This is a genomic window from Streptomyces sp. 17_S59 (assembly GCF_056930295.1).
Map to the genome: position 1 here is coordinate 3,669,794 of NZ_JBXOWD010000001.1, position 13,181 is coordinate 3,682,974.

At 76.9% G+C, this 13,181-nt stretch carries 6 protein-coding genes; all 6 read right to left on the bottom strand.

The annotated features are described in order from the left end of the window. Window positions 1-152: 152 nt before the first annotated feature. Window positions 153-2,141, bottom strand: a complete 1,989-nt coding sequence (locus tag AC1Z4A_RS16370; RefSeq protein ID WP_483679639.1) for a hypothetical protein — start codon at window positions 2,139-2,141, stop codon at window positions 153-155. A gap of 4 nt (window positions 2,142-2,145) precedes the next feature. Further along, window positions 2,146-3,255 carry a hypothetical protein gene (locus tag AC1Z4A_RS16375; RefSeq protein ID WP_483679641.1) on the bottom strand — a complete coding sequence of 370 codons (1,110 nt, stop codon included), beginning with the start codon at window positions 3,253-3,255 and terminating at the stop codon, window positions 2,146-2,148. Beyond that, window positions 3,252-4,361, bottom strand: coding sequence for a protein kinase family protein (locus AC1Z4A_RS16380; RefSeq protein WP_483679644.1), 1,110 nt, complete (start codon window positions 4,359-4,361; stop codon window positions 3,252-3,254). Before AC1Z4A_RS16380 ends, AC1Z4A_RS16375 begins: the two co-directional genes overlap by 4 nt. Then, window positions 4,355-6,850: a hypothetical protein gene (locus tag AC1Z4A_RS16385; protein WP_483679645.1), complete on the bottom strand. Its 2,496-nt coding sequence runs from the start codon at window positions 6,848-6,850 to the stop codon at window positions 4,355-4,357. The genes AC1Z4A_RS16380 and AC1Z4A_RS16385 overlap by 7 nt, the downstream gene beginning before the upstream one ends. Further along, on the bottom strand, window positions 6,847-10,689 hold the full coding sequence (locus tag AC1Z4A_RS16390; protein ID WP_483679647.1) for a tubulin-like doman-containing protein: 3,843 nt from the start codon (window positions 10,687-10,689) through the stop codon (window positions 6,847-6,849). The genes AC1Z4A_RS16385 and AC1Z4A_RS16390 overlap by 4 nt, the downstream gene beginning before the upstream one ends. Window positions 10,690-10,758: 69 nt before the next feature. Further along, window positions 10,759-13,140 (bottom strand): vWA domain-containing protein, encoded by a 2,382-nt coding sequence (locus tag AC1Z4A_RS16395; protein WP_483679649.1) that lies wholly within the window; start codon window positions 13,138-13,140, stop codon window positions 10,759-10,761. Window positions 13,141-13,181: the final 41 nt, after the last annotated feature.

Genomic DNA, 13,181 nt, shown 5'->3' on the forward strand with positions numbered 1-13,181 from the left:
GGGCTATTGGTCCGTACCGGGATGAGGCCGGATCCCTTCCCTGGCGGCGCCCTGGATCGTGCCGGGACGCCCTTTGTTTGTCCGAACAGCGGGCTGAGCGCGGCGGCGACGGCCGGATAGGCTCGGTCGCGTCCGCCGGGCACCCTCCGCGGCTACCGGTCCCGTTCGTACAGGCCCCGGGCCACCGCCTGCCACACCGGACCGGGCAGTTCGGGCAGCTGGGCGGGCTCGGCGTAGATGAGAAGCACTCTCAGCAATTCCCGTTCCCTGTCGTCCCGGGAGGCCGCGAGCTGTCTCAGCAGCGCCGCCACCTCGGCGGCCAGCCGTCCCCTGGCCAGCGGCTCGCTCAGCCAGTGGAAGAGCCAGCAGCCCAGCTTGACCGAGCGCTCGATGTGGAGGTCGCGCAGTGACTCGTCCTCCGGGAACGGAGTCGGCATGAACTTGAGCTGCACCAACCGCTCGGCCAGCGCCTCGACTTCGCCGTCCGTGCGCTGGAGGCCGATCAGTGTCTCCAGCACCAGGTTCAGGGCGGCGTACGGCAGACGATTCTGAAGGATGAGCAGCAGGGTGTTGTCACTGGCCCTGGCCAGTTCTTCCCCGACCTTCCGCCTGAGTTCGGGCCGGGGGTAGTCGCTGCCGGCCGCCTGGCGGAGGTCGTTGATCAACCGTTCGAGCGCGTGGCCGTCGTAGCTGTGCCGGGGGCGCCGCTTTCCGAGCCGCTTGGTCGAGAGGGTCGGCCTCCGCCCGAGGATGTCCACCGGCAAGGCGTGATCCTGCTCGAAGCGCAGATCCACGGCGGCCGGCGCCCTGCCCGGAGCCTCCCAGGCGCCCGCCCAGCGCGGCTGCACGTCGGGAGGCTCCTCGGTCCACGGCGGTCCGGGGAGGGCGGGGAGAGCGGTGGTCATGGGTGAGGTGGGCGGTGGCGGCGGAACGGTGGGCGGTGGCGGCGTGTCCGGCGGCGGGACGGTGGTGTGGCCGGCCTCGTCCGGGACGTCCTCGGGCGGCCGGAAGGCATTGAACGGCCCGCTGTCGTCGGGGAGTTCACTCGGGAGCCCCGGCGGGTCGGCGGGCAAGTCGGGAGGCAGGTCGGGAGGCGAGTCGGGAGGGAGGTCGGCAGGCGAACCGGCAGGCAGTTCGACGGGCGTGACCTCTGCCGGAACAGGCCGGGGCCGTGCCCGCGGCGGGCGGCCGTCCAGGGCCCACGCGACCTCGTCGTAGCGCTCCTCGTCGGTCAACTCCCCGGGCGGCATGGACGGTTCGCGCAGCGGGCGGCGGTACTTGAGCGTCGTCCCCGCGGCCTCGACGTGGGCCAGGAAGTGGTCCACGAGCGCACGGGCGAGGCCCGCGGCGCGGTCCGTGCCGGGGTCGGTGAGGTCGATGCGGCGCAGCCGGACGTCCTCCTCGTGCGAGGCGCGCCAGGAGGGGACGAAGACCACGCGCAGGGGGTGGGAGTCCACCGTGTCGTACGTGGCGTACGTCCAGTCGCCCTGCAGCCACTCGCCGAAGACGCCGCACAGGCCGAGCAGGACGACCAGCGCCGGGTCGGGCGGCCCGCCGGACCCGGCGGCGGCGGGCGGCAGCGCGGGGAGTTCCGCCGAGCGCGCCGAGACGCGGCCGGACGGGGTGCGCAGCAGCTGGGCCACCAGGCATTCCAGCGGCCCGGCGACCGGCTCCATGGCCGAGGCCAGCCCGCGTTCGGCCGCGTCCGCGCGGCCGCGGAGCCACTGGTAGGGGATCGCGGGGATCCGGCCCGCAGCCCGTCCGGCCCAGCCCTCCTCGGCCCAGGGCAGGGCGCCGAGGGCGAGGCAGAACTTGTGCCCGAGCTGGTCCGGCGAGCCGACGAGGGCGTGGCAGACCGTGCTGCCCCTGTGGTGCCGGTCCTCGCCCGGGGTGCGGCGCAGCAGCACCACCCGTCCCCGCCACACCAGCCGGACGGTGCTGGTCCGCTGCTCCCCTCCGCTGACCCGCAGGATCGAGCCGAGTTCGGCGGCCATCTCGTGGGCCAGGCGCTCCTCGCAGGACCGGGCGACCGCCGAGATGCCCGCGCCCAGCCCGCTCCGGTTGCCCGCCCAGCGGAAGACCACGTGCTGGACCGCGGCCTCGGGCGCGCGCCGCTCGTGCTGCGCACCGTTGTACGTCATCCGCTCACATCCCCACCGCGGTCGGCCCGTCGGGCCCGCCGGACCCGAGGGCCCCGCACATGGACAGCACCGAGACGAGCGGTTCGAGCACCCGGCGCGGGGTGGTGCCGTGCACGAAGGCGCCGTCGCGGTCCTGGCTGCCGGTGGCCGAGGCGAAGTGCAGGGTGCAGCGCAGCACGCTCTCGAACGGCCGGACCCAGGCCGGGCCGGCGTGGTGGCGCAGGAACGCGTACACGTCGCGGCTCTCCTCGCGGAACCGGGCGGCGGAGACGCGCGCGGGCGGCGGCTCGGCGAGCCACCGGTCGACCGGCGGCTCGAAGCGCAGCAGGTCGCACTTGTTGACGACCACCCCGGCGGCCACTCCGTGGTACTGCCCGGTGCGCGGCAGCCGGTCCAGCACGGTCTGGAACGCCGGGTCGCCGCCCCGGGTGTGGCTGAGGTCGGCGCCGCGGCGCAGCGGGTCCAGGTAGGGCAGCGGCAGGGCGCGCAGCGGGTCGACGACGAAGAGCAGCGCGTCGACGCCGAGCATGAACCGCAGCAGGGCGTCCGTGCGCTTGAGGTCCTCCCCGCCGAGGTCGAAGAAGGCCACCGGCCGGGTGGTGCCGTCCGGCCCGGTGAGCAGCAGGGCCTCGACGAAGGACGCGAAGCCGGTGGGCGCGGTGTGCTCCAGCATCTGCCCGGCGCGCAGCGGCTCGACGCGTTCCGTCATGAACGTCCGGTGGTCCTGCGGGTTGACGGACTGCCAGGTGACGCCGTACCGCTCCAGGCCGCCGTCGTGGATCTCGCTGATCATCTGGGTGAGGAGGTGGGTCTTGCCGGTGGCGGAGTCGCCGACCATGGCGACCGTGAGCGGGCTCCCGTGGGTGAGGTAGGGGACGGGGATGTAGTGCGGCGGCACCCCGTCGGTGTTGGGGCAGCGCTGGTAGGCGGAGCGGAGGGTGTCGGAGCGGCGCAGGGCGTTGCTCTGGCGGCCGATGTCGAGGGCCGAGTACTGCTGCTTGTCGTCCCGGACGAACAGCTGCCGCTCGTCGTAGGAGACGAGTTCCAGGCAGAACGGGCAGAGCATCTCCCGGTCGGGGACGGTCCGGCCGGGCTCGGGGGGCGCGGTGGTCACCGGTGGTTCCCTCCTCCGTGGAACCACGTGCGGGCCCTGCGGGTCGTGGGCGGCTGCTCGACGCCGGCCGGCGGGAGCGGGGGCGGCGGGGGCGCGGGCGGTCCCGCGGAGCGGCGCAGCGAGGCGTGCTTGCGGGCCAGCGCCTCGTCGAACTCCCGGCGGTAGGGCTGCATCGGGTCGGAGCGGTCGGCGGCGAGGAACTCCGTGCCCGCGTCCGGCATGAGCAGGTCGAGGAGCCGGGCCGCAGTGGGCCGGTCGGCGGCGCGCGGGGCGAAGACCGGGGCGAGGGAGTGGGCGAGGGAGCGGTGCCGGGCGAGGTCGGGCGCCGGGCCGTCCGGGTTTCCGGGCCGTCCGGTGACCAGCTGGTGCAGCACCTGGCCCACGCTCCACAGGGCGTCCCGGGCGTCGGTGTCGCCCGCCCCGGCGCGCTGTTCGGGCGAGGCGTAAGGGGGCACGCCGTACGGGGTGCGGGGGCTGCCGGTCCGGGCGGCGGAGCCGAGGTCCCACAGCTGGACGCCGTGCCGCTGGTCCCAGCGGACGGCGGCGGGCACGATGCCCCGGTGGACCAGCCCCACGGCCTCCATCAGCCGCACCGCCAGCACCAGGTCCCGCTCGATGACCTGCTGTTCGCTGGTGGAGACGCCGTGGGCGAGCGAGGACACGGGCCGGCCCCGGGGGGCGGCGTACAGGACGAACGGCTCGGCCGCGTTCATGTCGTGGCCGACGGGCGTCGGGAAGAGCCCCCGGAAGCGGGTGCCCGAGTAGGCGCGGTGCAGGGCGAGCGCGGCGGCCGTCTCCGCCTCCAGCAGGCCGTACGCGGTGCGGCTGCCCGCCTCGGCGGCGGGCAGCCGCACCTGGAAGCCCTTCCGGCCGCCGCTCAGGTGGACCGTGCGGGCCACCGTGGGCGGGCGCACCGCGCGCGTCAGGTCCGGCTCGAAGCGGGCCCGGACGCGGTGCAGGGTGCCCTGCGGGGAGACGAAGGACAGCTCGTCCGACCCCTCTTCCCCCTCGTCCTCCGCCGCCGGCGCCTCGGGCGGGACGGCTTCCACGGCGAGCGGGGGCCACTGCTCCGCTCCGTTGCGCGTCCGCTGATGGTCGTTCACCATGTGGATCCCCCACTGCCGTCCTCCGGGCCGCGGGCCCGGCCCCACACCGTCTCCACCGTCCCCGTCCGCAGCGGGGTGAGTCTCAGGGCGCCGACGAACCTGCCGGAGGCCGTCCACGCCGCGTCCGCCGCGCCGTCGTCCAGCGGCTGGCCGTCGTCCGGCACTAGGACCGGGCGGACGGCCTCGGGGGCGAACCGGATCAGCCGCGCGGCGTCCGGGTCCCTGCTGAGCAGCGCCGACTGGGCCGGGGAGCACAGCGGTTGGAGCCGCCGCCCGGCCAGCTCGGGGACGAGCGCCTCCCGCAGCCGCTGCCGTCCCATGCCGAGCAGGGACATCGGATCGCCACGCCGCCGGTCCGGCCTGGCGTACGGCGGCCCCGGCACCACGCCGTAGCGGCTCACGTGCCGGTGGGCCGTGGCGATGGCCTGCCGGACGGCCTGCTCGGGCGTGGCGGCGGGCCCGTCGGCGGCGGGGGCCGCGTGCTCGCCCCAGTGGCGGCGCAGCGCGTCGACGGTGGCGTCCGCGAGGTCGGCCACCAGGGTGGGCAGCAGGTCCGGGCCGCCGTCGCCGGTGCCCCGGTCGAGCCAGGGCGGGGCGGGGTCCTCAGCGGCAGGGGCCGGGGGGCCGACCGGCCCGTCCGGCCGGCCGCCGGGCTTCAGACCCTCCTCCCGCGTCCCGTCCCGGGGCCAGCCGTCGTCGTGCCAGCCGTCGTCCGGCCACTCCTCCTCGCCGTGGTCCGGGCCCGTGGTGTCCCACGGGTGGCCGTCCGGCTCCCCGGGGCCGCCGACGGCGGCGCGCAGGGCACCCGCCAGGGCGCGCGCGCCGTCGGCGCAGCGGGTGCGCTCGGCGGCGGCCCACCACTGCTGGCGCACGGCGTCGGCGAGCACATGGTCGGCACCGGCCAGTCCGGCGCCGAGGGCGGCGGCGCCGCTGCCGTCCCACCAGTCGTCCACGGCCCGGACCCACCGCACGGCGAGCAGGGCGACACTGAGCAGCAGGGCCAGCAGCGTCCCGGCGAGCGCGGCCCACGCCGGCACGTCCAGGAACCGGCCCGCGAGCAGGCCGCCCGCCGCGCCCGCGGCCGCGGCCGCCGTCTGGGCGCCGCCCGCCAGGAGCGCCGGACCGCCCGCCCCCCGCCCCGGGCGGGCGCGGGCGGCCAGCAGGTGCCCGCCGGACAGCACGGCGAGCGGCAGCAGGACGAGCAGGGTGCCGGGCCAGGGCCACAGGACGCCGAGGAGGGCGAGCACGGCCACCGGGACGAGCGATCCGGGCCCGGTCCCGGCGAACCGGAAGGGGTGCCCGGTCCGCACCGCCCCGGGCAGCCCCTCCGGGCAGCGCTGCTCCAGCTCCCGCAGCCGCCCGCCGGCCGGCAGCGGGGCGACCTGCTCCGCCAGCGCGGTGAGCCGATCGGCGGCGGTCCGCAGATCCAGGCCACCGTCCAGCATCTGCACGGTGAACCGGCCCAGTTCCTCCTCCGCCGGCCGCGCGGGCGGCCGCTCCCCGGCGGACGGCGGCGCGATCCCGGCGTCGCGCAGCCGCAGCGCGGCCTCCCCGGGCGGGGTGCCGAGGGCGCCGCTGTCCCGCAGCGCCCCGGCGACCAGGGCGCGGTAGCGGCCCAGCGCCGCGGCCGCGTCCCCGACCGCCCGGGTCAGCCGCTCCGCCACCGGCCGCCCGAGGCACAGCCCGCGCGGCGCGGCCAGCTCCGAGCGGGCCCGCTCCGCCTCGCCCAGCGGCTGCGCGCAGGCCCGGTGCGCCCGGTCGGCCGGGCCGCTGGGGATCCGCAGCCGTTCCCCGGCCGGCAGCGGCCCGCCCTCGGCCAGTTCCGCGAGCCGCCCGGGCAGGTCCCGGGGCCGCACGTCCGCCGGGGCGGGGGCGGCCGGTTCCCGGGGCTCGCCCGCGAACCGGGCCAGGGCGCCGTCCCAGGCCCGCTCCCGGGCCCCGGCCGACAGGTCGTGCTCCAGCACCCGCAGGGCCGGGGCGGCCGTGGCCGCGGGGGACCGGCACAGGCCCGCCAGCACCCGGTCGTACAGCTCGGGGGTGCGCAGCAGCTCGACCAGGGCGGCGAGCGCGGCGGCGCGCTCCTCCTCGCCGGCGGCCGCCGGGTCCGGGGCGGCCAGCGGGTCGGCGGCCCAGAGCACCCCGACGCCCGAGGAGCGCAGCGCCGACGCCAGCCGCAGCCGCCCCGCCCCGGGCTCCCCGGGGTCGTCCGGCAGGTCGCCCACGGCCAGGCAGACCACCCGGACCGGGACGTCGGCCGGATAGCCCATGACCAGTTCGTACGCGGCCGCGTGCCCGCTCAGCCCGGCGGGCGTGTCCACGATGAGGAAGCGGGGGTGCTCCGGCTCCGCGGCGCCTTCCCGGCGCAGCCGGGCGGCGACGGACTCGCGCAGCCGGTCCGGGCCGTCGGGGCGCTCGTGCGGCGAGCGGAAGTCCAGTGCCACGACGAAGGGTTCGTCCGTGCGGCCCGCGGCGTTCACCACTCGGGTCACTCCCGGCCTCCGTCCCGCGCCGTGCGGGTCCCGCCCGCGTCGTCCCGGCCGTCCGCGGCGTACGGGCCGTCGTCCGGGTCGGCCCGGCCGTCGCTGTCGGACAGCCCCCACGGGACCGAGGACTCGTCCCCGGGCCAGCCGTCGTCCGGCGGCGGCTCGTCCGGATAGGGCGCGTAGGGCGGGGCCATGGAGCCGTCGTACGCGGCGGCGGCGCGCCCGGCCGTGGGCGCGGCCGGGGCGTCCGGGGGCGTGGCCCGGCCGCCGCCGGTCACCGGCCACTCCGGCTCGGGCGGCCCGGGCGGCGAACCACCGCCGGGGCCTGGGGAGTCGGGGCCCGGGGAGAAGCCGTTCCAGGGTGCCGTCTTCGGGGCGTCCGGCGCGGCGGCGGGCCGTGCGGTCCCGGCGGGGCGCTGCGGCGCCTCCGGGCGGCCCGCGACCGGGGGCGGGGGCCAGGGCTCCTCGGCCGGCCGCGGCCGGGCGGGCTCTCCGTACGGCCGCTCCGGCGCCGGGGCGACCCCGCCGGCCCGGGCCCAGGCCCCGGGACTCCCCGCCTGCCACACCGGTTCGCCGTGCCCGTCGCCCGGCCACGCCCCCGCCGGCCCGTGGGGCCGCCGGCCGCCGTGCTCCGGTCCGGTGCCCGGCGCCCCCGCGGGCGGCGCCTTCCCGCTCCCCGGCGGCACGGGCCCGTCCGTCCGGCTCACCCACTCCTCCAGCAGCCGCAGCGTCGGCCGGACCGCGGGCCGCCCCTCGGGGAAGGGGACGTCCAGGGCGTCCGGGAGGGTCTCGGCCCAGAACTGCCGCAGGGGGCGCAGCCATTCGGCGTTGTCGCCGTAGTGGCGCTCGTGCTCGTCGAGCAGGGCGAGCTGGCGGGGCGCCACCTCGCCGACGAAGGCGGCGTACAGCGGCGAGGGTCGGCTGCCGGAGGCGGAGAGGCCCTCCGGGAGGACCTTCATCAGCTCGCGGCAGTAGTCCTCGACGATGGTGTCGCCCGTGGACTCGTCCAGCAGCGCCCAGCGTTCGTAGGCGCGCAGCAGCCCGGCCCAGCTGGAGATCCCGCCGCGGTGGGCGTCCAGGCGGAGCGTCATGGCGGGCGTCCGGGGGCCCGCCTCGTCGTGGAGGCGGATACGGACCCGGTGGGGCGACGCGAGGTCCCCCTGGTAGTCGACCTGGCCGTTCCACATGGCGCACAGCAGGCGGTGCAGGATGTGCTTGCGGTCCTCCTCGGTGCTGGCCAGCCAGTCGTCCCGGCAGCCGAGGCGCTGCCGCCAGCGGAGCATGTCGTCGGGGCTCGGGTCCTGCTGGGCGCGGGCCCACTGGCGCAGCACATGGCGCGCCTCGGGCACCTCGGTGAGGCTCATCTCGCTGCGGAAGAGGACGACGCTGATGGAGTCGGTGTCCACGGCCCGGCACTCGACGGTGCGGTGGCGCGCGGCCGGCAGGTGGATGGCGCCCTTGAGGTAGTTCTCGGCGGCCTCCTTGCTGTGCGCGCTGGGGTAGGTGATGAGCACCTTCAGCGGGCCGTTGCCCTCGGGCGTGAATCCGGCGGGGAGCAGCCCGGCCAGCTTGTAGCCGAACTGGCGCAGGGCGCCCTGGCTGACCTGCTCGGCGGCCTTGGCGTCGCCCGCGGCCGCCGAGAGCAGGGTGCCCAGGCTGGGCATCAGGGGCCTGGCGCGCTGGTCGCGGCCCCGCTCGGCGAAGGCCTTCTCGACGCGCTGCTTGAGAACTCCCTTGAGCCGGTCGACGGTTGCCGCCGGGGAGCGGCGACCGGCGGCGAAGGCGGCCTGCCAGCGGTCCGCGTCGATCAGGTGCAGCAGCAGCGCGTCCTCGTGGTCGTTGGGGCGCAGGCCCTCGCTGTCGGTCAGACGCTCCGCCAGGTCCTCGTAGAAGTGGTCGAGGCTGGCCTGCGGGGGCAGGAAGTAGGAGACGCCGGTGCGGTCGTCGTACAGCTCCCGCACCTGGGCCGCGTACGAGCCGCGCTGCTCGTCGAGGAAGGCCCGGCAGGCCTCCACGAGCAGGGACATGTCGTTGCGCAGGTCGTCGGCGGCCTGCCGCCAGCGCGGCTCCTGCTCGTTCCACGCCCGGTGCCAGACGTCCCGGGCCCGCCACTGGTACCAGCGGTTCTGCTCCTCCAGGGCGGCGGCCACGTCGTCGTCCCCCCAGCGCGGCCGGGAGAGGCCGGCGAGCCGGCCGCGGATCCGGGGCACGGGGGGCGGCTGGACGGAGACGCCGGGCGGCCGGGCGGGCTCCCGGCGCCGGTTCTCCAGCATGCCGAGGAAGCCCAGGGCGGCCACCGGGTCGGAGTCGCCCGGCGCGCCCCGGACGACGGCCTCCAGCCGGAACAGGTCGGTCTCGCGCAGCATCTGCTCGGCGGCGGTGCGCGGCGCGAACGCCTCGGCCATCGCGAGCGTCCGGCGGGCGGCGTGCTGTTCCAGGTCGGTCAGGAGCCGCTGCATCGCCTCCACGCGGTCGCGCAGCGCCTGTTCGATGTCGGGGCCGCCCCGGGGGAGGACGGCCGGCGGGTCCGGCGACTTCAGGGGCTCCCGGCGCCACAGCTCGCCGAGACCGGCGCTCGTGAACAGCCGGCTCACCAGCGGGGCGGTCCCCGCCGAGCCGGGCACCGAGCGGTCCAGCAGCCGCGGCACGGCCTGGGCGAGCATCCGGGCGGAGACCAGCTCGGCGAGTTCGTCCAGCGGGGCGGTCATGGAGGCGACCAGGCTCGTCGAGACGCCCTGGTGGCCGATGCCGCTGGCGGCCCGCATGCGGCGGGTGACGCCCCGGTTGATGAAGTTGGACGCGAAGGTCTGGTAGTCGTCGTCGGCGTGGCCCGGCCCGTCGCCGAGTTCGGTGCCGGTCAGCGACATCACCAGGGAGGCGATGGAGCGCCGCAGGTCGTTCGGGCGTATGCCGGAGGTGCGGCTGAACAGGAACGCGGTGGGCACCATGCCGGTGGGCAGCCGGACCGGGTGCATCTCGGGGTAGCGGATGCGCAGCGCGGCGAGCTGCCCGGAGTCGCCGAGGTCCGCCTCGACGTCCGGCACGTTCTGCTCGTCGACGAGCCGGAACAGGTCCACGACGGCGCGCGCCGCGTTCAGTTCGGCGGCGCGGCCGCCCCCGTTCTCCGGGGGGAACGCCGACGGCATGACGACCAGCGGATAGATCCGGGCGCCCTCGAAGTTCTTCTGCTTGAACGCCTGGCCGATCAGGTGCAGGTAGTCGAGGAAGATCCCGGCCCCGGTGCCGCCCGCGACGGAGAAGGCGACGAAGACGTCGCAGCCGCGGATCGGCCCGCCGCCCAGCTCCTCCAGCTCGCCGCCGGACTTGCTGATCTCCTCGATCGCCTGGATCAGCGGTCCCGCCACCGGGGCGATCCCGCTGCGCAGGCTGCCGAACAGCGCGGCCCGCCCCACGGTGGGCAGTTGGCCCGCGCCGCTGTGCAGCGGCGCGACCTTGGGCTCGCCCTCGTAGGGCGGCAACCAGCCGGCCGTCTCCTCGCGGAGCACGGCGCGCAGCATCCGGGTCACCTCGGGGGAGCTGCGGTAGCCGGCGGGCAGCAGGTCGTGGGTGGCCCGGGCGGTGCGGGCGTAGGCCCGGCGCACCGTGCGGTCCTCGGCGCTCAGGTGCGGGAGCTGGTTGAGTTCGGCCTCGCTGAAGTCGGCGTACACGAACTGCAGGCAGGTGGGCAGCTGGTGGCGCAGCCTCCGGCCGCCGGTGCCGGCGCCGATGAGCGCGGTTCCGTCGGGACCGCACAGCTCGGCGCGGAGCCGGCGTTCGAGTTCGGCACCGACGAGGCCGCCGGTGCCGCCCAGGCCGACGAAGAGCATCGGCTGGAAGATTTTCATCGTCGTCGTCCCCCTTGCCGGGTGCCGGACGGCACCCGGGTCGTGTGGTTCGGGCTCTATGGGGTGCGGTCAGAGGTCGGGGTGGTAGGGCGGGGGAGCGGCGGGGGTTCCGCTCGGGGGCCAGGCCGTCCCTTCCTCCGGCGGGCGGTCCGGGTGGCCGGGGCCGGGCTGCGCGGGGCCGCCGGAGGAGGTTCCGGTGCTCTTGGCCTTGGGGCGCAGCAGGGCGGTGAGGCCGCGCAGGCGGGCGCGGTCGCGCCGCCCGCCGCCGGAGCCCCGCTCGATCCGCAGCTCCGCCCTGCTCTCCGGCACCGGGACCGTGCCGCCGACCGGCACCTTCTCCTCGGCGCCGCCGGGCACCCGCAGCAGGGCGCCGCCGTCGCGGCGGTCGCGCCGGAGGTGGTAGCGGCCGGTGGTGGGCCGGGGTTCGAGCCGGGGCCAGTCGGTGGTCTCGTCGGCCACGTCGAAGCGGTACGGGACGGCCCCGCCCGGGCCGACGGTCAGCGGGTTGCCCTCCCGCAGCCCGGCGCCGTCCGGGATCAGCAGCCTGAGCACCAGCCCGCCGGGGTCGCCGCGCCGCTTCCGGTCGCGCAGGGCCCAGACCGCGTACGCCGCCAGGCAGCCGAGCGCGATCGCGCCCGGCACGATCGCCCCCCACCAGTCGTGCCAGACCCGCGAGAGCAGGCCGGGCACCGGCACCACCTTCACGGCGACCAGCCTGGCGTCGAGCACCTGGCCGTCCTTGGTCGCGTCGGTGACCTGCACCTTTCCGGCCAGCGAGCGCGGGCCGCCGGGGCCGACACGGAGGGTGCCCCGCACGGTCGTGGAGTCGCCGGGCGCGAGGTCGATCCGGGACGGCGAGACGGTGAGGTCGCCGGGCGCGGCGTCGGCCACGTCGAGGCGCAGCGTGCGGGCGGTGGAGGAGGTGTTGACCGCCTTCACGACGACGGGCAGGGAGCCGCCGGGGTGGACGGTCGCGTCCCGTACCTCGAGCCCGGCGCGCACGTCGGGGTTGGGCACGGCGACCTGGGTGGGGAAGGGCCGGTGGTCGGCGGTGAGCCCGATCGCGGCGAGCACCCCGGCCACCTGGAGCGTGCCCTTGGCGGAGCCGGGGATCTGCACGCTGCCGGTGAACTCCCCGTCGTGCGCCTTCGCGTCCCCGTCCCGGCCGTCGTCGTGGAGGGAGATCGGCCGGGCGTCGAAGCCGTCGCCGGTCAGCTGGGCGGAGACGTCCAGCCTCGCCAGGTCGCGGGCGTCGGTGACCGGCTGGTCGTCGCGCGTCTGCAACCGCAGGGCGACGACGGCGCGTTCGCCGGCCCGCGGCGACGTGGGGCTCATGGTGATGGAGGAGTGCAGCGCGCCGCGCCACTGGACGCCGACGGTGGCCAGCTCGGAGCGGTGCTCCGGGGGAGCGTCCAGGTGCACCTTCCAGTCGCCGGGCCGGGGGTTGGTGATCTGGAGCGACTCCACTTCCTGTCCGGCGCCGGAGAGCTGGAACGTCGAGCCGTCGGCGTTGTGGTTCGGGTCGACCTTCTCGCCCCGCGGGTCGTAGTAGGTGGCGGTGACCTTGGCGTCGCCCTTGGAGACCACGATGCTGGCCAGGGTGGCCAGTTGGGAGATGCGCAGCGTCACGTCGCCCGGCGAGGAGGTGGTCTGCGAGTCGTTGTGGATCAGGCAGCGGGCGGTGGCGAAGGCGTCCTGGAGGGCGTTGCCCAGCGCCTTGGCGGCCACCTTGACGGCCCGCGGCCGGGCCTGCGGCAGATTGACGCAGGCGCCCTGGTAGCCGCCCGCGGCCATGGACTTCAGCTGGTCCAGGTCCGGGTCGTCGCCGAAGCCGAGCGGCCAGATCTGCACTCCGGCGTCCCTGGCCTTGGCCAGCTCCACCGCCAGCTGCCGCTCGCCGTTCTGCTGGACGGTGCGGGGGTCGACGCCGGGTCCGGCGCCGTACGAGATGCTGTCGGCGACGTCGAGCTTGCCGTCGGTGAGCAGGAAGAGGATCCGGGGCGTGCCGGAGGGGGCCTGGCCGATCCGGTCCACCGCCTGCCGGATGGCAGAGGGGAAGTCCGTTCCGGCGCCCTGGTCCGGGCGGCGCCGGGCGAGCTTGCGGAGGCAGTCGCCGATCCGGTCGCGGGCCACCGCGTCGAGCGTCTGCGGGGCGCACACCTCGTCGACCGGGTGCTGCCCGCTCTTCTCGGCGTCGCCGAAGCCGAGCACCGTGAGCCGGGAGCGGGTGGATATCTCGCTCTCGGCTATGCGCGCGGCGGCGTCCTGCTCGCGCGCCACGTCCGCGTCGCTCAGGCTGGCCGACTCGTCCACCGCGATGGCCATCTCGATGGGATCGACCGGCTGTTCGGAGCCAGCGGCCGCCGCCACGGTGGTGTACGCGCCGGGCTGCGCCATCGGTCCGGCCACGGCCAGCAGCCCGGCCGCCAGCACCGCCGCGGCGCCCCGCACGGCACGTCCGGCCAGAGGATGGCCGGCCCACCGGACACCTC

What these genes read in the sequence shown, in the direction of transcription:
- AC1Z4A_RS16370 (WP_483679639.1), bottom strand. Translation starts at nt 2,141, where the DNA reads ATGACGTACAACGGTGCGCAGCACGAGCGGCGCGCGCCCGAGGCCGCG.
- AC1Z4A_RS16380 (WP_483679644.1), bottom strand. Translation starts at nt 4,361, where the DNA reads ATGGTGAACGACCATCAGCGGACGCGCAACGGAGCGGAGCAGTGGCCC.
- AC1Z4A_RS16390 (WP_483679647.1), bottom strand. Translation starts at nt 10,689, where the DNA reads ATGAAAATCTTCCAGCCGATGCTCTTCGTCGGCCTGGGCGGCACCGGC.